At 41.7% G+C, this 22,399-nt stretch carries 18 protein-coding genes; 3 read left to right on the top strand and 15 right to left on the bottom strand.

What is annotated here, in order from left to right; genetic code table 11:
- Window positions 1-126 precede the first annotated feature (126 nt).
- From hisB to NQ565_RS07750, 11 genes are all read right to left on the bottom strand, one after another.
- Window positions 127-1,275 (bottom strand): bifunctional histidinol-phosphatase/imidazoleglycerol-phosphate dehydratase HisB, encoded by a 1,149-nt coding sequence (hisB, locus tag NQ565_RS07800; protein ID WP_005654797.1) that lies wholly within the window; start codon window positions 1,273-1,275, stop codon window positions 127-129.
- An 11-nt stretch (window positions 1,276-1,286) separates the two neighbouring features.
- Window positions 1,287-2,327: a histidinol-phosphate transaminase gene (gene hisC / locus NQ565_RS07795; protein ID WP_005654796.1), complete on the bottom strand. Its 1,041-nt coding sequence runs from the start codon at window positions 2,325-2,327 to the stop codon at window positions 1,287-1,289.
- Window positions 2,328-2,381: 54 nt separating this feature from the next.
- Complete coding sequence (hisD, locus tag NQ565_RS07790; protein WP_005654794.1) at window positions 2,382-3,674, bottom strand: histidinol dehydrogenase; 1,293 nt, start codon at window positions 3,672-3,674, stop codon at window positions 2,382-2,384.
- 11 nt (window positions 3,675-3,685) lie between these two features.
- On the bottom strand, window positions 3,686-4,537 hold the full coding sequence (hisG, locus tag NQ565_RS07785) for an ATP phosphoribosyltransferase (RefSeq protein WP_005654792.1): 852 nt from the start codon (window positions 4,535-4,537) through the stop codon (window positions 3,686-3,688).
- Between the two features lie 253 nt (window positions 4,538-4,790).
- Window positions 4,791-5,282 carry a PaaI family thioesterase gene (locus NQ565_RS07780; protein WP_005654789.1) on the bottom strand — a complete coding sequence of 164 codons (492 nt, stop codon included), beginning with the start codon at window positions 5,280-5,282 and terminating at the stop codon, window positions 4,791-4,793.
- A gap of 329 nt (window positions 5,283-5,611) precedes the next feature.
- Window positions 5,612-6,958, bottom strand: coding sequence for an MFS transporter (locus NQ565_RS07775; RefSeq protein ID WP_005654787.1), 1,347 nt, complete (start codon window positions 6,956-6,958; stop codon window positions 5,612-5,614).
- Window positions 6,959-6,980: 22 nt separating this feature from the next.
- The gene (locus NQ565_RS07770) at window positions 6,981-7,877 is read right to left on the bottom strand and encodes a glycerophosphodiester phosphodiesterase family protein (protein ID WP_005654785.1); all 897 of its coding nucleotides are present in this window, start codon (window positions 7,875-7,877) and stop codon (window positions 6,981-6,983) included.
- 52 nt (window positions 7,878-7,929) lie between these two features.
- Entirely contained in the window at window positions 7,930-9,300 is a 1,371-nt protein-coding gene (locus NQ565_RS07765; RefSeq protein ID WP_005654783.1) for a RagB/SusD family nutrient uptake outer membrane protein, read from the bottom strand.
- An 18-nt stretch (window positions 9,301-9,318) separates the two neighbouring features.
- Window positions 9,319-12,879, bottom strand: a complete 3,561-nt coding sequence (locus NQ565_RS07760; protein ID WP_005654782.1) for a TonB-dependent receptor — start codon at window positions 12,877-12,879, stop codon at window positions 9,319-9,321.
- A 252-nt stretch (window positions 12,880-13,131) separates the two neighbouring features.
- Window positions 13,132-14,115: a FecR family protein gene (locus NQ565_RS07755; protein ID WP_005654779.1), complete on the bottom strand. Its 984-nt coding sequence runs from the start codon at window positions 14,113-14,115 to the stop codon at window positions 13,132-13,134.
- A 256-nt stretch (window positions 14,116-14,371) separates the two neighbouring features.
- Window positions 14,372-14,974: an RNA polymerase sigma-70 factor gene (locus tag NQ565_RS07750; RefSeq protein WP_005654773.1), complete on the bottom strand. Its 603-nt coding sequence runs from the start codon at window positions 14,972-14,974 to the stop codon at window positions 14,372-14,374.
- Between the two features lie 145 nt (window positions 14,975-15,119).
- Between NQ565_RS07750 and NQ565_RS07745 the strand changes: the two genes are divergently transcribed.
- Window positions 15,120-16,217, top strand: coding sequence for a DUF4421 domain-containing protein (locus NQ565_RS07745; protein ID WP_040315732.1), 1,098 nt, complete (start codon window positions 15,120-15,122; stop codon window positions 16,215-16,217).
- Between the two features lie 13 nt (window positions 16,218-16,230).
- Here the strand turns inward: NQ565_RS07745 and NQ565_RS07740 are convergent, their stop codons facing one another.
- The 4 genes from NQ565_RS07740 to NQ565_RS07725 all read right to left on the bottom strand — a co-directional run bounded on the left by NQ565_RS07740 (window position 16,231) and on the right by NQ565_RS07725 (window position 20,146).
- Complete coding sequence (locus tag NQ565_RS07740) at window positions 16,231-16,917, bottom strand: DUF2490 domain-containing protein (RefSeq protein WP_005654769.1); 687 nt, start codon at window positions 16,915-16,917, stop codon at window positions 16,231-16,233.
- Window positions 16,918-17,049: 132 nt separating this feature from the next.
- A complete protein-coding gene (locus NQ565_RS07735) occupies window positions 17,050-17,721 on the bottom strand; it encodes a CatA-like O-acetyltransferase (RefSeq protein ID WP_040315730.1) in 672 nt (223 codons plus the stop codon).
- Between the two features lie 62 nt (window positions 17,722-17,783).
- Window positions 17,784-19,826 (bottom strand): protein-disulfide reductase DsbD family protein, encoded by a 2,043-nt coding sequence (locus NQ565_RS07730; protein ID WP_005654765.1) that lies wholly within the window; start codon window positions 19,824-19,826, stop codon window positions 17,784-17,786.
- Between the two features lie 20 nt (window positions 19,827-19,846).
- Window positions 19,847-20,146 carry a Dabb family protein gene (locus NQ565_RS07725; protein ID WP_005654763.1) on the bottom strand — a complete coding sequence of 100 codons (300 nt, stop codon included), beginning with the start codon at window positions 20,144-20,146 and terminating at the stop codon, window positions 19,847-19,849.
- A gap of 101 nt (window positions 20,147-20,247) precedes the next feature.
- Here NQ565_RS07725 and udk point away from each other — a divergent pair, with 101 nt between their 5' ends.
- Both udk and NQ565_RS07715 read left to right on the top strand, forming a co-directional pair.
- Entirely contained in the window at window positions 20,248-20,853 is a 606-nt protein-coding gene (gene udk / locus NQ565_RS07720; protein ID WP_005654761.1) for a uridine kinase, read from the top strand.
- A 105-nt stretch (window positions 20,854-20,958) separates the two neighbouring features.
- Complete coding sequence (locus NQ565_RS07715; protein WP_005654759.1) at window positions 20,959-22,296, top strand: MltF family protein; 1,338 nt, start codon at window positions 20,959-20,961, stop codon at window positions 22,294-22,296.
- The last annotated feature ends 103 nt before the right edge of the window (window positions 22,297-22,399 follow it).

Here is a 22,399-nt window from a genome sequence, read left to right as displayed (position 1 = left end):
TTGACAGAAAAGCAAAGAGTGTGCCAAGCAGGCAGGAAAGTATTACGCAAGGGGGAGTGTCCGAAATCGGACACTCCCCCTGTTCGTTTGCGGACGGTTAATAATGACTCAGTCCCGAGTCAAACACTAAAGTACCCCTTTTGAGCTTGGCAATTCATAGTGATAAATATCGCGTTTCACCGCCATCTTCAAGGCTCTTGCCAGTGCTTTGAAGATTCCCTCTATCTTATGATGCTCATTCTGCCCTTCCGCCTTGATGTTAAGGTTCATCTTGGCTGCATCGCTTAATGACTTAAAGAAATGCAGGAACATTTCCGTAGGCATCTCTCCTATTTTCTCGCGCTTGAACGCGGCATCCCATACCAGCCAGGGACGTCCTCCAAAATCCAGACATACCTGACACAGACAATCGTCCATAGGCAGTGCATAGCCGTAACGTTCTATGCCGCGCTTACTGCCCAATGCCTGATACAGGCACTCACCCAAAGAGAGGGCGGTATCCTCTATTGTATGATGCTCGTCTACTTCCAAATCACCTTTTACGTGAATGGTCAAATCCATGCCGCCATGCTTGCCTATCTGTTCCAGCATATGATCGAAGAAACCAAGTCCGGTATGAATATCACAATGACCGTTACCGTCTAAATTTACAGCCACGTAAATATCCGTTTCTTTCGTGGTACGGCGCACTTCCGCTTTCCGCTCACCGGCAAAAAGAAATTCGGCGACCTTATCCCAATCCTTTGTTGCCAAAACACAGACGTCCTCCAAGCCCTCACACGCAGCTTCACCACCGGCCGATTTCGGTTTCAGCATATTCGTATCTTCCTGTAAGAGGATAGCACGGCATCCCAGATTCTTAGCCAACTCCACATCCGTAGCACGGTCGCCTATCACAAAACTATTTGCCAAATCGTATTCAGGATTGTCGAGATATTTCGTCAGCATACCGGTACGCGGCTTGCGGGTTGGCGCATTGTCTTCGGGCATGCTACGGTCTATGCAAATATCATCGAAGGCAATTCCCTCACCTTCCAACGTCTTCATCATCAGGTTATGCGCCGGCCAAAAAGTTTCTTCCGGAAAAGATGCCGTACCCAACCCGTCCTGATTGGTAACCATAACGAACTCAAAATCCAGCCTGCTACGGACAAAACCAAGATTACGCATTACTTTCGGATAAAACTCCAGTTTCTCCAACGAATCCAATTGATAATCTACGGGCGGCTCTATAACCAACGTCCCGTCACGATCTATGAAAAGTACTTTCTTCATACCCTACTACTTTATACTTTATATTTCTCCAACGCCTCAACCAGCCTTTCATTCTCGTTTCTCGTACCTACCGTTACCCGCAGACAGTTTCCGCAAAGCGATACGGAATTACGGTTACGCACAATGATGCCTTCAGCCACCAGATAATTATAAATCTTCACCGCATCCGTCACACGGACCAGAAAAAAGTTTGCATCTGAAGGAAATATTTTCACCGTACAAGGCAGTTTCACAAATTCGTTTTCCAGATTCTCACGTTCTTCTTTCAATGTTTTTACCCAACGCTCTATTTCATAATAACGGTACAACATCTCCATCGCTTGTTTCTGAGTCAGTTGGTTTACATTATAAGGATACTTTATCTTGCTGAAAATCGAAATGATTTCCTGCGAAGCAAAAGCCATGCCCAAGCGTATGGCAGCACAGCCCCATGCTTTGGAGAAAGTTTGCAGTACAATCAGATTAGGATATTTGTCCAGTTCATCCAAAAAAGAAGGCGCCTCTGAAAAATCGTTATAAGCCTCATCCAATATCACCAGCCCGTCGAATTCGCGGATGATTTTCTCAATCTCACTCCGAAGCAAATCATTTCCTGTGGGATTATTGGGAGAACAAAGAAAAATCAGCTTCGTATGTTCATCCGCAACCGCCAGCAACTTATCTGCCGAAAATTGAAAATCCTCGTCTAGCAGTACCTTGCGGTACTCCACATCATTTATTTCGGCACATACCTGATACATGCCGTACGTAGGGTCTATAGCTACTACATTGTCTATACGCGGTTCGCAAAAAGCGCGAAATACAAGGTCTATTGCCTCATCACTGCCATTTCCCAGAAATATGCGTTCGGGGGAGATTTTCTTTACCTTCGACAGTTCTTTCTTTAGCTCCCGCTGCATCGGGTCCGGATAGCGGTTGTGCGGCATATTGTACGGATTTTCATTTGCATCGAGAAAAACGGATGCAGCAGCGCCATTATATTCATCGCGTGCCGAAGAGTAAGGTTTCAAACGCCGGATATTCGGTCGGGTAAGTTCTTCTAAGGTTCTCATGGACAGAAAGAGTTTATTTACGGATTATGAATTATCAATGATGAAGTATGATTTTTAATTTTCAACTCCCAATTTATCAAGTCTGACAGTTACCGCATTCTTATGCGCATCCAAATGCTCGCTGGCTGCCATTTCCTCTATAGCAGGGCCAATAATGCGTATCCCTTCCGGCTTAATTTCCTGGAAAGTAATCTTACGTATAAAGCTATCAAGGCTGACACCGCTATAAGCTTTGGCATAGCCATTGGTGGGCAGCGTATGGTTAGTGCCCGAAGCATAATCTCCCGCACTTTCCGGAGTCAGAGAGCCCAAAAATACCGAACCGGCATTAACCACCCGCTCCGCAACGGACATATAATCCGCTGTTTCGATAATGAGATGCTCCGGTGCATAGGAATTGGTCAGTTCGACAGCTTCGTCCATATTGCGCACAACAATCAGTTTACTATTGGCAAGAGACTTTTCCGCAATCTCTTTACGGGGCAACAAAGCCAATTGACGCTCCACTTCCTCTTTCACAGCCTGCTGTAATGCCGGGGAAGTGGTAATCAGTATCGCCTGACTGTCGGCCCCATGCTCTGCCTGGCTCAGCAAGTCGGCAGCTACAAAAGACGGATTGGCTGTTTCATCCGCCAGTACCTCTACTTCCGAAGGACCGGCGGGCATATCAATAGCTACATCACGCAAGCTCACCAACTGTTTGGCAGCCGTTACGTATTGATTGCCCGGGCCAAATATCTTATATACTTTCGGCACGCTTTCCGTTCCATAAGCCATTGCCGCAACAGCTTGCACACCACCGGCTTTGAAAATACGGTTTACTCCCGCCACCTTAGCTGCAAACAATACGGCGGGGTGTACTTTTCCATCTTTGCCCGGAGGCGTGCAAAGCACTATCTCCTTACATCCTGCAATCCTGGCTGGAACTGCCAGCATCAGCACGGTGGAAAAGAGCGGTGCTGTTCCACCGGGGATATACAACCCGACTTTCTCTATGGCAACCGCCTTCTGCCAACAAGTAACTCCCGGCTGAGTCTCTACCCGTTTACTTTCGAAGCGTTGTGCCGCATGAAACGTCTCTATATTCCGTTTGGCCAGACGAATGGCTTTTTTCAATTCCTCGCCTACCGATGCTTCCGCTTCCGCCTGCTCCGCTTCCGTCACAGCCAATGCGGTCAGAGCCACTTTATCAAATTTTTCTTCGTATTCCAATACGGCACGGTCGCCTTCTGTTTTTACACGGTCTATAATAGCCCGTACCGTATCAAAAAGGTTTTCCGTATTCATCACCGGACGTTTCAGCAATTCCGCCCACTGAGATTTATCAGGATTAGTAATTAAATTCATACCATTAACATTTAAAGTATCATTTTTTCAATCGGCAAAACCAGAATACCTTCCGCTCCCAATGCCTTCAATTTACCGATAATCTCCCAGAAACATTTTTCATCCAGCACTGTATGTACGGAGCACCAGCCCTCTTGCGCCAACGGCATCACCGTAGGGCTCTTCATACCCGGAAGTACGGCTATAATTTCATCCAGTCTATCTTTCGGCGCGTTCATCAGTACGTATTTCTTGTCTTCCGCTGTCTTTACCGCATTCATACGGAACAACAATTCATCCAGAATCTCCTTCTTCTCCTCACTCATATTCTTGTTGCCAATCAACAGAGCCTCGGATTTCATCACTACTTCTACTTCTTTCAGGCGGTTGCTCACCAAAGTAGAACCGGAGCTTACAATATCAAAAATCGCATCAGCCAGGCCAATCCCCGGAGAGACCTCCACCGAACCGGTAATCACGTGTATTTCCGCTCTCACCCCCTGTTCTTTGAGGTATCGGGAAAGAATGCCGGGATACGAAGTGGCAATCTTCTTACCCTCAAACCATTGCGGCCCCGTATATTCAATATCCTTAGGCAAAGCCAATGACAGACGGCATTTGCTGAATCCCAAACGCTTTACAATCTCAGCATCTTCCGCCTTTTCCATGAACTCGTTTTCACCGACAATGCCCAAATCGGCAACTCCCGTAGCTACTGTTTGCGGAATATCATCATCGCGCAAAAACAATACTTCCAAAGGAAAGTTGGAAGACTGTACCAGTAACGTGCGTTTCGTTGCGCTTAGTTTAATATCCGATTCTTCAAGGAACGACATTGTTTCGTCAAAAAGACGGCCTTTGGCCTGTACTGCAATTCTTAACATGATATTATTTATATTTATGGTTTGCAAATAAAAAAACGAGGTTTACCAATGTTCGGTAAGCCTCGTTCATTATATGTTCTTCGTTATGCACATATCCTCATACGCCCACCGGATTATTCCTCAGGATAATAATGGTGATGATGTGCAACGATATTCTTCATACTTTTTCTATTTCTAATGCGACAAATGTAAACGATTTGTTTTAAACAAGCAAGGAATTATCACAAAAAGTTTGATTTTTCTTTCATTTTCATCAAACAAGAGGTAAGATTTCATCCGGTTCTACATCACAATGATGAAAACACATTTCCTTTTCCGCCTTTTCCTGCGGGAAAGTAAAATAGGTACATGTAGCCTCCGTACAGAGTTCGCCCATGCTGTTATACAATCTTGCTTCTATAACGGCAATATTACGTTTCTGCTCACGCAACGATGCCCGTAACACCAAGTGTGTATCATTGGTAGATATGGACTTACGAAAACGAGTCTCCATTTTAGAGGTCACTCCTCCGGTCTGCAACTTACGGAACACCACCCAACCGCAAATTTCATCCAGCAATACGGACTGAATACCCCCATGCAACGTATTCAACCACCCCTGATACTCCGGACGGGGCTTCCAGATACTTACTATCTCATCGCCGTCTTCATAGAATTCCATTCTTACACCTGCCTCATTATCGGGAGAACAGCCAAAACAATTATAACCTTCCATGTTTTTCCATGGGTTGATAATCTTCTTCATACGATATCTTTATTATATATTTCTTTCACAACTCTTCTGCCACATCATATCTTTCTGTATAGCCTTGTAAATCGTTATACATATACATTACCTTATTAAGGCGACTTGTGCACGAGCGGCAACTAAACCAGATAGTACAACTGTTATTAACAGATATATCCTATGAAAATCCATAATACCTTTACATCTGTTTTTCATTCACAATGCTTTTCACAAAGATACGAAATCTTTAAAATGGAATATTAGTAAGAATACAAAAAACAGTATAAAATCGGAATAAACGGTTAAGTTTTTCCGATTTCACACTGTTACCAATATTACAAGATATACTACTCTTTACTTCTTGCATTCCATACCAACAAAGCCAACAGAACAGACAACAATGCCGCACCTATCCAAAACCAATTGATATACGTAAAATCGTAAACCTCTACACCATCAACAAGCTGTTTATTACCCTCAATCAATACACCGCTCATCACATCCTGCAAACCTGCTCCGATATAACTGGCAATACCTACCACACCTAAAGCTGCACCCGAAGCATTGCGAGGAGCAATATCCACAGCCATTAATCCACCCAGAAAGCAAATTAGCACACCGATACCCAAGCCAAAGAGCATCATCGCTAAAGCATCCATCCAAAAATGTACACCCGGAACAAGCAGGAAAAGACATAGAGCAAACACATTCATCAAACCGAAAATCAAGGCAGGAATATTGCGACGACCGCCAAAAAACCTATCTGAGATAACGCCAGAAAACATTGTTCCTACAATGCCGAATACCGAACTTATAGAAATAATGAAACTGGCATCCAACGTAGAATAGCCCTTCTCAGCCTGCAGATAGAAAACACCCCAGCTATTTACCGCATAGCGGCTGATGTACATGAAAGCACTACTAAGTGCAAGTATCCAAATAGCCGGGTTTCTCAATACCGCTTTTTGAGCACGATTGAACTCCTCCGTCTCTAAAGCATCCATCTCCTTTTTCTTTTCAGGAGCATTGACAGCAGGAAGTCCCTTGCTCTGAGGAGTATCATGGAAAAAACGCCAGACTACCAAAGCGCCAATCAGACCGACAAGGCCAGCACCCAGAAAACCGTAACGCCATCCCAGTGCACTTACAATAGAGGCTACGATAATGAAAGTCATTGCCTCACCGATGTTGTGACTCGCACTCCAAAAGCCGTAAAAAGAACCACGTTTCTTGTCCGTGAACCAACGGGACAAGCCGACCACACAAGAAGCAGCACCCATAGACTGAAACCATCCGCTGATACCCCAAAGAACGGCAAACAGAATAAAAGAATGTACAAATCCCAAACAGAGGTTCACCAAAGCAGTCACCAGCAAACCGGTCGACATAAAACGATTGATATTGCTACGGTCAGCAAGAAAACCGTTCATAAACTTACCTACAGCATAGGTAAAGAACAGCACAGCACCGATAATGCCCAATTCTGTTTCCGAGAAAACGCCCTCATCTACAATCGGTTTCTTTACGACATTCAGGCTCAAACGACAAACATAATACATGCCATAACCAAGTGTAGCAGCAAGAAAAGTAGACCACTGAAAACGTTTCAAACGCTGTTTCTGTTCGGACAAAGATTCTTCATTACAGGGTTTCGGTTGTGAAACCCTGTAAAAGTTTATTATATTCTTCAACATACTTTTAAGTAACCCTTACATCTCAATCATGCAGTTTTCTTTTCCGTAAATAGTCCAGCAAGTAAGCAGGCCTGTCAGTTTGAATGATACGGCATCCTAATGTATCAATTAAGTAGCCATAACCTGAATCCGGATTCTGCAAAGACATATCATCATCGTGTCCGCCAGCCATTGTATCCCATAAAGTATTATACCAAATTAGAGAACGTCCGTTCAAGGTAGTTGCAAGTTTTTTAGGAAGCAAGTTTGTATCTTTTACAAATAGTAACTCAAAAGCAACTGGAGACATATCTTTAATAAAAGCCTCTATGTGTTTCTCGGCTCCAGAAGCATCAAGGTCAACAATCGGCATATAAATTACATCTTCCAAATAATCACCAAATTGTTTCTTCACTTCGGCAACCGGTCTTCTCCCTTTCATTATAATTTGTTTGGTAGTTCCGGTTTTCTTCATAAGCTCATAAATCTGATCAAAGTAAAGGTCTGCCTGATCCAAATTTATCATGATTTTTCCTTTAGCATGCAACAATGCCTCTTCCAAAGTCGGCACTTTGTGAATAGTACGGATATTACAACCATTTCTCAAATTCAACTTACGAATATCACTCAATGTGTTTTCAGAAACCAATCCTTTTCCGGTAGTAGTACGATCCAATGTGCGGTCGTGCATAAGAATCAGTTCGCCGTCTTTCGTTTTCTTAACATCCAACTCAACAATGTCTACTCCCATTTTAATAGCGTTATCTATTGCTTCCAACGAATTTTCAGGAAAATTACGCCAATCTCCACGATGAGCCACTACAATTACAGAAGTTGAATCGCGACTCATCAGCTTTTCACGAATCTGCGCAACATGATCTTGTGCTGAAAGTTGCAATGCAACAAAGACAGCATACAATAATATATATATTTTTTTCATTTCTATTATTTTTAAAAGCCTGGAGAGTTATCTCTCCAGGATAGTTTATTAATTACTCAACCGTATACCCTTCATTCTGCCAGCCGTCCTTATCACTGACATTCTCTATTTCTGTCTGAGGAATCGGATATAACTGACGATAAGCAGCTATTCCCGGAAATACAGTAGTCATCTGTCCGGTACGTACGATATCAAACCAACGGTCACATTCCAAAGCCAGTTCCAGACGCCGTTCTTTATATACAGCCTGACGAAAAATTTCTTTTGTAGATAGCTCTTCTAATGTCTTTCCCATGAGATTAGCATTAATACGAACTGCATTTAAAGCATCCAAAGCTTCCTGTGTAGGAATGGCAGAAAGTTCATTGGCAGCTTCTGCGTACATCAACATCACTTCGGCACAACGCATAACAGGGAAATCCGCACTTGTTTCATTATTTGTTGCGGGAGCATCGAATTTACCCGGCCGCTGACCGCTTCCCGTTGGAGCTACTAACACTTTCCGATTATCGTCATTATTTTCAAATTCAGCCTGTTCCAAAGATATTATATTACCGTTATCATTATTTCTATATCGATTATTCTGATGAACGGATTCTCCTACACCACCTTTCAGATACTGGACTGCAAAAATTATATCTTTACTAGTCTTTAAATTATTAGGAAAAGTTTGAGGCATAGGTACCAAAGATAAATTCCGCTTAGCATTGATATCAGCAACTACAGAAGTCAATTCATTAATCACTTCTTGATAGTTTTTCATGTATAAATATACTTTTGCCAACAAAGCACGTGCTGCATAAGATGTAGCACGCCCTCGCTCTGATTCATCCCACACTTCCGGCAAACCTTTAGCTACAATCAGGTCTTTGATAATCAAGTCATAAACCTCACTAACAGGAGAACGCTTGTTGTTACGTGCTTCAGCTACAGTCTGCGTTTTTGTAATAATAGGAACCTCTCCCCATAAACGCACTAGATTAAAGTAACACAATGCACGTACAAAAGAAGCCTGTCCTGCTATTTGCGTTCGTTGTTCTTCAGTCATTTGTACTTTCTCCATATTTTGGAGTACAAGATTACAACGATAAATAGTCTTATATAAAGAAAGCCATGCACCCGACAAATTGGAATTAGCCGGAGTTTCGGTAAATACCTCTATTTGATAGGTAATACCACCACTGGCACCAGAATTGTCATTCTTAACATTATCCCCCCGAACTTCCATTAAAGTCATGAACTTAGAACCATATTGATCACTCGATTGCAACTCATCATAAATACCAATAATAGCCCCTTCTAATCCCTTGACATCCGTATAAAAAGTTTCCTCTGTAGGAAAATCAACAGGTTTCAAATCTATAAAATCATTACAACCAGAAAGAGCAATCGCTGTAAAAATAGATATTATTATTTTTTTCATATTATAGTATTTTTAAGATTAAAACGTAAGGTTAACACCTATAGAGGTGGTTCTTGCCAACGGATAAACCCCATAATCCTCACCATTGGTAGTCACTGCACTACGATTGGAAACTTCTGGATTATAACCTTCATAGTGAGTGAATGTAAATGGATTTTGGAGTGAGCAATAGATACGAGCAGATTTTAAATAAACCTTCTTTATCCAATTTTCAGGTAATGTATATCCTAATGAAATATTCTTGATACGTAAATACGAACCATCCTCTACATGCCAAGTAGATGTAGTACCATTCTGTCCTTTGCTAACACGATTGGCACGCACGTTCATTCCACTTCCCGGCTCATCTTCCGACTTCCAACGGTTTAAAGCACCCTTATAATTATTCATATTCCCTTCATGATTATAAAAATAGCGCCGAGAAAGATTCAAGATTTCATTTCCTTGAACACCCTGAAATACGATGCCAAAGTCAATACCTTTCCAAGCTAACGTTGCACCAAAGCCGTAAGTAAAGTCCGGCATATAATTACCTACAATAGCACGGTCTGTATCTGAGATATCAAGCACTTTATCACCATTCACATCTTTAAACTTGAAATCTCCGGGTTTCGTGTCTGCTAAGCCGTAGTTTGTTGGAGAATCCATATAGTGCAAGGTTGCATCCACTTCTTCCTGATTCTTGAAAACTCCCTCTACTACAGGTAAATAATAACTTCCAATAGGCTCACCTACACGGGTTATAAAATAAGCATTACTCACTGAACCGGAAGAAATTATATCTGCATTACCAGGCCCGAGTTCCTTTACTTCATTGATGTTTTTCGAAATATTAAAATATACACTCCAATTAAAATCACCCATCTTCTGGTTGGTAGCAATATTAAATTCCACACCTTTGTTATTGACTTTACCAATATTTTCCAGACGAGTTTTATACCCTGTTGTCATCGGAACCGGAACATCCAATAATAAATCATAAGTATTACTATTGTATAAGTCCAAACCCAAAGTCAGACGGTTTTTAAATAATGATGCATCAAAACCAATATTAACTTGAGCTGTCTTCTCCCAATGTAGTTCAGGATTAGGCATACTCTTGGGGGCAGCTCCCTTAACAACATCTGCACTATTCCCACCTAATACATAGCTGTAATAAGCAACTTCTCCCTGAGCCCCATAATTGGGAATACGGAAATTACCCGTCAAACCATAACTGGCACGAAGTTTCAAATCATCAATAAAGGTCAATGATTTCATAAAAGGCTCTTCCGTTAAACGCCATCCCGCCGATACCGAAGGGAACCACCCCCAACGATTATCCTTACCAAAACGAGAGGCACCATCTGCACGAAGTGCTCCAGTAACCATATATTTACCTTTATAATTATATTGGACTCTAGCAAGTCCTGAAAGCAAAGCCCACTCAGAAGCATGAGAGTCTCCGCGCGTTACAGTACCGGCATTCAGAGTAGGCACATTATTTGTTATAAATCCATTAGCAAAAGCGTATGTACTCTCATCGCGCTGATATTGCATAGTCCACCCTGCCAACGCAGAAATGGAATGCCCTTTAATATCCTTATTATAGGTTACAGTTTGCTCAAACAACCAATTATACATCTTAGCCGTTTTGGCTGTTGCTTCAGGCTCAGATTCCGGATTACCTTCCGTATTGGCAACAGGAATAGTAGATGGACGAAATGTATCTTGTGAGCTGTTGTAAATATCTACACCAAAATTTGCACGATATTTTAATTCGGGCATAAAAGCTACTTCTCCATAAACATTACCAAATATACGGGAAGCTTTTGTTTCATCCTTTTGCAACAAAGCCAATGCTACCGGATTCCACACTTGAGTTTGGCTATTTCCTTTTTTAACAGAACCATCCTCTAGTGTCGTCTGCGTATTCGGACTCCAAGCATTCTGTGCAAAACAAAAAGAACCATCAGCATTGTAAACAGGAAATATAGGAGCACTATGCAAAGCTGAAGCAATAATGCCACCACCATCCTTATTATAAGCACCATCAGAGTTCACTGCATTCTCTATCGTTACAGACGGATTTAAAGAGAGCCCAAACTTAAAAATACCTTCAGTAACATCCAGATTAAAACGAGAACTATATCTCGTAAAATCACTGTTAATAATTACACCGTCTTGTGACAAGTAATCTACAGAAGCATAATATTTTATCTTCTGACTTCCACCAGATACCGAAACAGAATGATTCTGCATACCTGCCGTACGAAAAATCTCGTCTTGCCAATCTGTATCAACCAATCCCTTTTCACCCCTTAGATAAGGTAAGATTTCAACCGGAACAATCGTATTATAATCATTACCGGTATTTTGTAAACGTATGGCATTACTATCAGTAATACTAAAGGCCAAAGGCTGTTTATTTTGAGCGATACGTTTACGGTTTACCGCTTCCATTTTATCTACATAGGTATTATTTCGAGCATCGTTTACCAAATCGGCATATTCGTAAGCGTTCAGCATATCTATTTTTTTAGATACAGTCTGCCAACCATAATATCCATTATAAGAAACCGTAGCTCGTCCTTCCTGTCCTTTCTTGGTAGTAATCAGCACTACGCCATTAGAGCCTCGCGACCCATAAATAGCAGAAGAGGAAGCATCTTTCAGAACCTCAATAGACTCCACATCATTCATGTTGAAAGTATTCAGTTGCTCTTTGGCAAGAGGTACTCCATCTACTACATACAACGGTGATGTTCCAGCAGTAATAGTACCTGTACCGCGCACCTTAATTTGTAAAGAAGAACCCGGTGCACCTGTAGATTGTGAAACTTGTACACCCGGCATTTTGCCAACCATTGCTTCAGCCATAGAAGTTACAGGCTGTCCTTTCAAATCACTGGCACGTATACTGGCAATAGCAGTTGTCACATCGCGCTTCTTCTGTACACCATATCCTACTACTACAACTTCATCCAGCAATTCATTATCCTCTTTCATCATTATTTTATCAAGTCCTTTGCCATTGGCTTTCAACTCTACTGTCTGATAACCGATATATGAAAAGGCAAGTAATGCATTTTCCGGCACGTCTATCAAATTATAATTTCCATCCATATCAGTAATTACACCATTAGTAGTGCCTTTTACCAATACACTGGCACCAATGATAGGTTCACCATCTTGATCGACAACTCTTCCCTTGAGATTTCTCAGTTTTATACCTTTCGAAGTGCTTTGTCCGGTTTTCTGTTTACCAACAGATATTGTATGATTATCCCTATTGAAATACAATTTTGTCTGTAAAGTAATACGCTCCAAAACATCCTGTAGAGAGGCATTTGATACTTTGAGGGTAATGCGGGGAGCTGAATTAACAATTTCTTGATCATAGAAAAACTTCAGTCCTGTTTGTATACTCAATTGATTAAAGACATTTTCTGCCGTTTCGTTCTGAACATTTAATGTTATGCCCTTCACTTCTTGCGCCTGTATATAATAACTTGTAAATGAAAAGCATATGAAAAGTAAAAAAGCTAAAAATGAATGTACATTTTCAGATTTCCTTTTTGTATTAGGAAGATTATTCATAAATTTGTGCGTTTTAGTAATTGTAATAAATTATTTAAAACAAAGGTTTGTAATACACGAGACGCTATTCACACGGGTCGAAACGAATGAATATCTGTCCGGATTACTAGTATAGGGGCTGCTCTGAGAGATAGCTCCTATTTTTTGGCAGATTAAGATGGTGGTTTCATATCCGATATAGATTAATGTTTAACAATACAAATATAATACACTGTAGTTCTCAAAGACAGGGGTGTATTTTATATTTTTTCACTATTTATAGAGCTGAATCATATTCCCCATTCTCTTGTAATGAATACCGCTTGTATACTCCACAGCCTGTAATACAGCGTCCAAACTCTTATTATCATGTTCACCAGAAATGAGATTGTCAAAATTCTGTCCCTCAGCAAAAGTAATGCGACAATTATACATACGCTCCAATTCTTTAGCCACATCATGTATCGGAGTACTATTGAAACGTAAATTACCTTTTCGCCAAACCGCCATAGTGCGTTCTTCGCGTCTCTTATTATATTCTCCTGAAACAGTATTGATAAGCACCTGCTCTTTAGCACGTAGACGCATCATCGCTTCCGGCAAATCAACCTGGACTTTACCACTTTCCACATCTACTGATACTACCTCGTCCGAAGAATAAGATTTGATATTAAAACAAGTACCCAAGACACGCACATCGAAGTGGCGGGTATCCACTACGAAAGGCTGCTTCTCATTATGATATACGCGAAAATACCCTTCACCTTCCAGTTCTATTCTACGTTCCTTACCGGTAAAACGATCTGGATAGTGAACACGCGAACAAGAGTTTAATATCAATGTCGTACCATCGGGAAGCTGTACTTCCTTGCGTTCTCCAAAAGAAGTAGAAGCCTCTAAATAAGATACCTGTGTTCTATCTATATAACGAATGTAACTAATACTGCCAAATACAAGACAAACCATCGCAGCCACACTTGACACAGCCAATGCAGCCCGACGAATCCACATACGTTTCTTATGCTCTATACGCTTTAATAACAGTCGCGCCTCTTTTTTATATTGTTCGCGTTCAAGGTCTGTCTGCGGTGATTGCAGGGAAGTTTCTTCCCATACTTCAGCAGCCAGATCCTGAAGCATATCTGTATCATACTCCGAAGTCTGTAACTCATCCAACAACTTACGGGCATCATCCATTGTATACAGATCGTCCAAATAACGACGCAGCAGTGATTTATTATTTTCACTATTTTTCATAAAATATAATTCTAAATGAAGCAAGATTATTAAAAATAACCCTTTGACATTAAGATATACACATAAGAAAAGAATGACTGGGGTGTGATTAATATTTTTTAATATACACTGTTAACCAAAAGCCTTTATTAATAATAAAATCATGATTATCAACAACTTAAAACACAAAAAAGCACAAGATAAAGTCAGTGATTCTACATAAATAAGCAAGTTCAAATCAATATTTTTTGTCGAATAAATACCTGAATTTATCATTTTATAAATTCAAACAAATAAGAATCAAAATCAAATCAGAACCTACTATCGAATTCTTTTCCAAATAAGCACGCAGTGTTTTCAATGATATGGAAATGGATTCTTGTACCGTATTAACAGAAATACCTAATACTTCAGCTATTTCACGATGAGACATTTGTTGCTCCCGACTCATCTCGAATATTTCACGTTGGCGAGGGGTCAACTGTTGCAATGCACAGGAAATAAATTGCCGCAAGTCGTTTGCTATAATTTCATCTCTTGTTTCGTTGGTATAATTCACAGCTTGTGAAAGTATCTGTTCCCTTAATTTATCTTGATAAGACAAATCGCGTAGCTGATTCAGTATACGGTTTCGCACGATTGTATACAGATAAGCGGAAAATGAAGCATCCGGATTGATGAAACGGCGTCCCTGCCACACTATTGTAAAAGCATCCTGAAAAATATCTTCCGCATATTCACGCGATTTCAAAAAGCGCATAGCAAAGTATATCAAACGATTCTTATAGGCAGCATAAAGCTCACAAAAAGCATCTTCTTCTCCTTCAATCAAACGAAGTACCAAAGAACGTTCATCACTAGGAATTTTGGTTGCGTACATACTGTATTTTTAGATTTTGCGACAAAGGTATCGTTATGATGTTACAAACCTATGTAAAATTCAGGAAATAAAAAAGGAAAAGGACGTATTCTACTCTTTATTAAACGGAAATTCACTATCTTCGTATCAATAAAGCAATAATAGAATGCTAAGAGGAATCTGCTTTTGCATATGTATGTCGGTGATGCTTTCTTTGTTTGCCCAAAATAAAGAAAGCAATTTTATTGCACCTGACCGTACTGTCCATAAACGTTCGGAAATTATCAAAAGAGCAATAAAAAAATTCCTCGATTTCAGCGATTTCGATACAGCATATATCAGCCCCAATCGATATAACTACGCCTTAATGCTCGATCATTTCACTAATTACGAATACTATTCCGTAGGAAGCGGTACCCCCGAACCGCAACGTTTGCGTTTCTCACCAAAACCACATAATAAAATAGGCGTTTACTTTGGCTGGCGCTGGCTTTTTCTAGGATGGGCTGTCGATTCAGACGGACTTTACGGAAAGAAAAACGGAAAAAAAAGAGGCAGAGAGTTCGACCTCAGTCTTTACAGTTCTAAACTAGGTGTGGATATTTTTTATAAACGTACCGGAAACTCTTACAAAATACACAAAATAACAGGGTTCTCCGACCGTATTCCAACCGATTATTCTGAAGATTTCAACGGGCTGAAAGTAAAGATGAAAGGGTTGAATCTATATTATATATTCAATAACAGACGCTTTTCTTATCCTGCCGCTTTCAGCCAGTCCACCAACCAGCGGCGCAGTGCCGGCTCTTTTATTACCGGATTTTCCGTATCTGCGCATAATCTGGATTTTGATTACACCCAATTGCCCCCTATCATTCAGGAAACGATGAATCCGGGCATGAAAGTAAATCATATAAAATACACCAATATCAGCCTTAACTTCGGCTATGCCTATAACTGGGTATTTGCACGCAACTGCCTTACCTGCTTGTCACTTAATCCGGCAGTAGCCTACAAAACCTCACGCATCAGAAAAGCGGAAGAAGAAACAGACGAATGGTACAAAAACTTCAATATCGACTTCATCCTGCGTGTAGGTATCGTGTACAACAACAGCAAATATTTTGCAGGTACTTCATTCGTAGGCAGAACATACGATTATTACCGGAACAATTTCTCATTGAACAACGGCTTCGGGACACTGCAAGTGTATGCAGGCTTTAACTTCTGCTTGAAAAAGGAACACCGCAAGAAAAAACAATGACAGCCCGTTCTCATCAGAAAGAATAAGTACAAGCCACTCCTACTATATTTTTTCGCGCCTTACTCTCCCACTGACGGCAATAAAAGACGTCCGCTTCCCAACAATCAGAAAACAACGGAAGCACCACTCCGCCACGATAACGCATACGCTGTACATCAAACCGTTCTCCACGGTTCAATCCGTTATACATTTCAACAGAAGCGTAAGGCTCTATCTTGCATTTCGGAATATCATACGCCAATTTAACACGCGAACGCCAACGAAACTCATCGCCACTGCTGTCGAAAGTATGTTGAAAACGCTCACGAAGTGAAACCTTCAGTCTTTGTACACGCGTGGAAAGCGTTCCGTCAAAATGATAACGGTGACGGAATTTCCAACCGGCTTCTCCACGATTGCGGTAATGGATTTCGTAACCGGCCGCTACTTTCAGAAAAGGAAGCACAGAATAGGCTCCACCCACATCCAATCCCCAGCGGTCTGTCTTACCCAAATCATCCTTTGTACGCCATTCCAATTTTCCGGACAAGGTAAATGCCGGCTTTACTTTATATTTAAAACCGGCACTTGCCCATGTAGTAAAGTCTTTCTCCTGTGCATGCAGAAAAGCAGGTACAATACATAATACTGCTACTACCCAACCATAGATTTTCCACGTATAAGAATCCTTTTTTATCATAACTGTTCCTGAATATATCATTTAACATTGATTTCACGTGTGCAAAGCTAAAGATTAATTCTGTAACAAAACTGTAATATCAGATTTCTTTACACAAAACCGATTGTTACGGCAAAAAATCCAAGTTGTTTTTTCTGGATAGCAGAATTATGGCTAAAAAACGGCTTGCCCGTGCGAAATTTCTTTCAAATGCTTCTCTATCTTTTCAAAGAAGGACGCTAGATGCGACCCGTCTACAAAAGCATGATTCACATATATGGAAAGCGGAAAGACCAGACGCTCTCCGCGGGACACCACTTTACCGGCAGTCATCAACGGATGGCTGCAGCCGTTACCGGCTTCGGCAACGGTATAAGTAGTTGAAGTGAAATACATCTTGGGCACTGCACTCAAATGCACCACATCGTAATCACCTTGTTGCATCAATACTCTTTCAGCGTTATAAGGGTCTCCGTCCTCAGGGATGTTTGTAATCAGTGCATGGGCCTCGGCATAAAAATGTTTGAAGTCTTCATGATAAGGAATACGAACCGTATAAAAAGTCTTTCCCGGAACAGCTATCGGAGAAATGATGTCCACCCGATCATGAAAAACGACCTGTCCGTTCTTGTCTGTACGGTAACGGAGTTCGTCCACCTCGTTGGCTGAACGGAGAACCGCATACAGGTAATAAAGATAAAAAGAGTGTCCGGACTGTTTTGCAGCAGCGCTGGCCTCCGTACAGTCTATCTCGGTAGTCACCGAATACCATGAATTTAAAAACGTTCGGAAAAAGCCGTAATTGTCACGACGTTCCCAAGTGTCAATGTCGATAATGTGTTTCATAAATAAAAAACAGATTATGAAAAAAGGACGCTTATACAGCATCCTTTTTCCAATTTAATTTATCATTTCTCTTTTTTGTAGTTCTCCAATCCGGTCTGCAAGAACTCAATGTACTTCGGAATACTCTCATCATACGAATATGACTTATTGAGCGGTTTGCCTTCATTGTCAATCAACACATAGAAAGGCTGCGCATTTGCACCGAACTTTACACGCTGCAAATAACTCCACTTATCGCCCACCGTACGCAAAGTACGTTCCGTACCATTCTCCATAATCTTCACCGGTGAAGAAAGCGGAGTTTTGTTATCTACATAAAGTGTAATGAGTACATAGTCATTATTAATAATATCGCTAACTTTAGGGTCGGTCCATACGGCAAGTTCCATCTTACGGCAGTTCACACAACCGTAACCGGTAAAGTCAAGCATCACCGGCTTGCCATGCTGGCGGGCATACTCCATACCGAGGTCGTAATCATCGAACTTGGCATGCACCTCATTATTGTAAAGATTGAAATCCTGAGTCTGCATGGGCGGCGCAAAAGCGCTGACAGCTTTCAACGGCGCTCCCCACAAACCGGGAAGCATATATACGGCAAACGCCAATGAGGCCAATGCCATAAAGAAACGGGGTACACTGACTTTTGTGTCATCATCATCGTGCGGGAACTTGACTTTGCCCAACAGATAGAACCCAAGCAGGGCAAACAGCACAATCCATAAAGCCAGGAATGTCTCACGGTCGAGTATGCGCCAACCGTAAGCCAAGTCAGCAACGGAAAGGAATTTCAACGCAAACGCCAATTCCAGGAATCCAAGCGTTACCTTGATTACATTCATCCAACCGCCTGATTTGGGCATTGACTTCAGCCAGGACGGGAACAGTGCAAACAAAGTGAACGGCAGTGCCAAGGCAATGGCAAAGCCCAACATGCCAATAGCCGGAGCTATCATGTTACCGGTAGTGGACACTTGTACCAACAAGAAACCGATAATAGGACCTGTACATGAGAATGACACCAATGACAATGTAAATGCCATTAAGAATATGCTCAGCAAACCGCCTGTTTTTTCTGCTTTTGAATCCACGGCATTACTCCATTTGGAAGGAAGCGTAATTTCAAAAGCCCCAAAGAAAGAAGCTGCGAAAACGACCAGCATCAAAAAGAAGAAGATGTTAAAAACAGCATTCGTCGACAATGAGTTCAAAGCATTGGCGCCAAATATCCCGGTAACCAACAGCCCTAAACCAACATATATCACTACAATAGACGCACCGTATGTCCAAGCATCGCGGATACCTTTCTTCTTATCTTTACTGCGTTTCAGGAAGAAGCTGACAGTCATAGGGATAATTGGCCATACGCAAGGCGTAAACAAAGCCAGCAGTCCACCTACAAATCCTGTGATAAAAATATAAATCCAAGACATATCTTCCTGCGAAACGGTTTCGCCTAATGCTTGCAGTTCATCGATAACCGGCTTCCAAAGATCGGTGGTTCCATCACCGGCAACATTTATTCCGGTATTACTTTCCGCACCGCCAATAACGGCCATATCTGCGGTTTGAGCGGTATCGGAAGATTTTTCCAATTCTACATTTCCGGCATCCGCAGCCTTATCGGCTGCCGGTCCATTAACGGCTGTACCTTCCGCCTTGCCCGAAAACTTAAACGGCACTTGTGTAGGCGGTAAACAATTCTCATCATTACATGCGCCATATTCCAAAAAACCTTCTACCTTATATTCGCCACCGGTCAGTTTCAACTTCTGTACGAACTGAGCGGTATTTTCAAAATAGCGCACTTTCATTTCAAACAACTTATCGAATGCGGCCACCTCTTTCCCTACCGGTTTTAATTTTCCGACAAGTTCCGCACCTGAAATGGACTCGACATTGAATGTGGCCGATATAGGTCCGCCATCGCCCAAATCGGTCGAGTACACATGCCAGCCCTTATCAATAGTTCCGGTAAAGACAACTTCCGCTTCACCAGCCTGCAAAGTCTTTAATTCCGACTTAAACTTAACCGGCTCTTGTATCTGTGCTTGTACCACTACGGCAAACAGCAACAGAAGTATGGAGAATATACTTTTCTTCATATTATTATCCCATATTTTATTTATACTTCATAGTCTACACAAGCACGGCTTTCCTTAACCTCGGCTATAAGCTTACCGGCAGCTACATGATCGGGATGTGCAGCATAGAATTTCACATCGTCCAAAGTATCGAACTCACTGTAAAGAGCTATACTCCAAGTCTCAGCCGGATTAATGTTCAATCCCACTTCAATCTTACGTATAACTGGTATTTTAGCAGGCAGCGCTTCAATAGCTTTCTTAAAATCATTCATCGCCGCTAACTTTTCGTCAGCAGAAGCTTCGTCTTTCAGCTTAAATAATACAATATGCTTTACCATAACTTTGTTATTTAAATGATTTAATCTATATTTGTCAATCGAAACAATAACATTTTTAAGACACAAAAATACTCGTTTTTTTCAAATATATACTTAAACGGATGTTAATAATAGGAATTGCAGGCGGAACCGGGTCGGGAAAGACCACCGTCGTACGTAAAATTGTTGAAAGCCTGCCGGCTGGTGAAGTAGTTTTATTACCTCAGGACTCTTATTACAAAGACAGCAGCCATGTGCCAGTAGAAGAACGGCAGAATATTAATTTCGACCACCCGGATGCTTTCGACTGGGGACTTTTGTCCAAACACGTATCCATGCTTCGCGAAGGCAAAAGCATCGAACAACCTACCTATTCCTACCTGACCTGCACGCGACAGCCCGAAACAATCCACATCGAGCCTCGGGAAGTCATTATCATTGAAGGCATCCTTGCCCTATGTGACAAGAAGCTGCGCAACATGATGGACCTCAGAATCTTTGTTGACGCAGACCCGGACGAACGCCTTATCCGCGTCATCCAGCGCGATGTCGTAGAGCGTGGCCGCACGGCCGAGGCTGTAATGGAACGCTACACGCGTATTCTGAAGCCTATGCATCTGCAATTTATAGAGCCTTGCAAGCGATATGCCGATCTTATCGTACCGGAAGGCGGAAACAATCAGGTAGCAATCGATATTCTCACAATGTATATCAAAAAACATTTATAAATAATTCGAACAATACATATGGCCGAGCGTACTTCCCCAACTGGGCGCAATTTGCCAGCTTTCCACTGTCAATTACTGATTGCATTAGTCTTGCTTTGCAGTGTTATGGGGTGTCGCGGCAATCATAATGCAGCAGCCGAACAAGAAGAAGCTGTTGATTTACAACAGATAAAAGATAACGGAGAACTGGTAGTGCTGACTTTATACAGTTCTACATCCTATTTTATTTACCGCGGCCAGGACATGGGATTTCAATATGAATTGGGTGAACAGTTTGCCAAAAGCCTCGGCGTCAAGTTAAAAATAAAAGTTGCCAAAAACATACACGACCTGATTGAAAGACTTCTTGCAGGCGAAGGCGATCTTATTGCCTACAACCTGCCCATCACCAAAGAATGGAAAGACAGTCTGACATACTGCGGTGAGGAGGTGATTACCCATCAGGTCATCGTACAACGTACAGGCAGCCGCGTCAAACCGTTGAAAGATGTAACGGAACTTATCGGAAAGGATGTGTACGTAAAACCCGGAAAGTATTATGAACGGCTTGTCAATCTGGACAAGGAGCTGGGTGGCGGCATCCATATCCATAAGGTCAGCAATGACAGCATCACGATTGAAGACCTTATTATGCAAGTTTCACAAGGCAAAATACCGTATACCGTAGCGGACAATGATGTAGCCCGCCTCAATACCACGTACTACCCGAACCTCAACATCGGGCTTTCTATCAGTTTCGACCAACGGGCTTCGTGGGCTGTACGTAAAGATTGTCCGCAGCTTGCAGAAGCTGCCAATAAATGGCATGAGAAAAACATGACTTCTCCGGCTTATACCGCGAGTATGAAACGGTATTTTGAAATTGGCAAAGCTATCCCACACTCTCCTATTCTATCTCTGCGAGAAGGGAAAATATCACACTTCGACCATCTATTCAAGAAATATGCACCAGACATTAATTGGGACTGGCGTTTATTGGCATCTTTAGCTTATACTGAATCCAACTTTGATACTACCGCCGTTTCATGGGCAGGTGCAAAAGGACTGATGCAACTAATGCCTGCCACAGCTCGTGCCATGGGAGTTCCTCCGGGAAAAGAACAAAACCCCGAAGAAAGCATTAAAGCAGCCACGAAATATATTGCCGCCACAGCCAAAAGCTTCTCGAAAATTCCCCAAGAAGAACGGATTAATTTTATTCTGGCATCATATAACTCCGGTATAGGACATGTATTCGATGCTATGGCATTGGCTGAAAAATACGGCAAAAACAAATATGTGTGGCGGGATAACGTGGAAAACTTCATCCTCTTGAAGAGCAATGAAGAGTACTTTACCGATCCGGTTTGCAAGAACGGGTATTTCCGTGGGATAGAAACTTATAACTTCGTGAGAGATATAACGGCAAGGTTTGAACAGTATAAGAAAAAGATAAAAAGCTGATTCACGGGATAGGACATAAAAATTACAGCATTTTCAGACATAAGGACAAGAGAATAGAGTAGGTTGCAATGTATACTTTTTGCTGCATATTTTTCTGTTCTCT

It is taken from the genome of Bacteroides stercoris ATCC 43183 (genome assembly GCF_025147325.1).
Taxonomy (GTDB): Bacteria; Bacteroidota; Bacteroidia; order Bacteroidales; family Bacteroidaceae; genus Bacteroides; species Bacteroides stercoris.
This window is presented reverse-complemented; position numbering and strand designations above follow the sequence as displayed.

Excerpts from the sequence above, each read along its gene's own strand:
- hisB (WP_005654797.1), bottom strand. The coding sequence starts at position 1,275 with ATGAAGAAAGTACTTTTCATAGATCGTGACGGGACGTTGGTTATAGAG.
- hisC (WP_005654796.1), bottom strand. The coding sequence starts at position 2,327 with ATGAGAACCTTAGAAGAACTTACCCGACCGAATATCCGGCGTTTGAAA.
- hisD (WP_005654794.1), bottom strand. The coding sequence starts at position 3,674 with ATGAATTTAATTACTAATCCTGATAAATCTCAGTGGGCGGAATTGCTG.
- hisG (WP_005654792.1), bottom strand. The coding sequence starts at position 4,537 with ATGTTAAGAATTGCAGTACAGGCCAAAGGCCGTCTTTTTGACGAAACA.
- NQ565_RS07780 (WP_005654789.1), bottom strand. The coding sequence starts at position 5,282 with ATGAAGAAGATTATCAACCCATGGAAAAACATGGAAGGTTATAATTGT.
- NQ565_RS07775 (WP_005654787.1), bottom strand. The coding sequence starts at position 6,958 with ATGTTGAAGAATATAATAAACTTTTACAGGGTTTCACAACCGAAACCC.
- NQ565_RS07770 (WP_005654785.1), bottom strand. The coding sequence starts at position 7,877 with ATGAAAAAAATATATATATTATTGTATGCTGTCTTTGTTGCATTGCAA.
- NQ565_RS07765 (WP_005654783.1), bottom strand. The coding sequence starts at position 9,300 with ATGAAAAAAATAATAATATCTATTTTTACAGCGATTGCTCTTTCTGGT.
- NQ565_RS07760 (WP_005654782.1), bottom strand. The coding sequence starts at position 12,879 with ATGAATAATCTTCCTAATACAAAAAGGAAATCTGAAAATGTACATTCA.
- NQ565_RS07755 (WP_005654779.1), bottom strand. The coding sequence starts at position 14,115 with ATGAAAAATAGTGAAAATAATAAATCACTGCTGCGTCGTTATTTGGAC.
- NQ565_RS07750 (WP_005654773.1), bottom strand. The coding sequence starts at position 14,974 with ATGTACGCAACCAAAATTCCTAGTGATGAACGTTCTTTGGTACTTCGT.
- NQ565_RS07745 (WP_040315732.1), top strand. The coding sequence starts at position 15,120 with ATGCTAAGAGGAATCTGCTTTTGCATATGTATGTCGGTGATGCTTTCT.
- NQ565_RS07740 (WP_005654769.1), bottom strand. The coding sequence starts at position 16,917 with ATGATATATTCAGGAACAGTTATGATAAAAAAGGATTCTTATACGTGG.
- NQ565_RS07735 (WP_040315730.1), bottom strand. The coding sequence starts at position 17,721 with ATGAAACACATTATCGACATTGACACTTGGGAACGTCGTGACAATTAC.
- NQ565_RS07730 (WP_005654765.1), bottom strand. The coding sequence starts at position 19,826 with ATGAAGAAAAGTATATTCTCCATACTTCTGTTGCTGTTTGCCGTAGTG.
- NQ565_RS07725 (WP_005654763.1), bottom strand. The coding sequence starts at position 20,146 with ATGGTAAAGCATATTGTATTATTTAAGCTGAAAGACGAAGCTTCTGCT.
- udk (WP_005654761.1), top strand. The coding sequence starts at position 20,248 with ATGTTAATAATAGGAATTGCAGGCGGAACCGGGTCGGGAAAGACCACC.
- NQ565_RS07715 (WP_005654759.1), top strand. The coding sequence starts at position 20,959 with ATGGGGTGTCGCGGCAATCATAATGCAGCAGCCGAACAAGAAGAAGCT.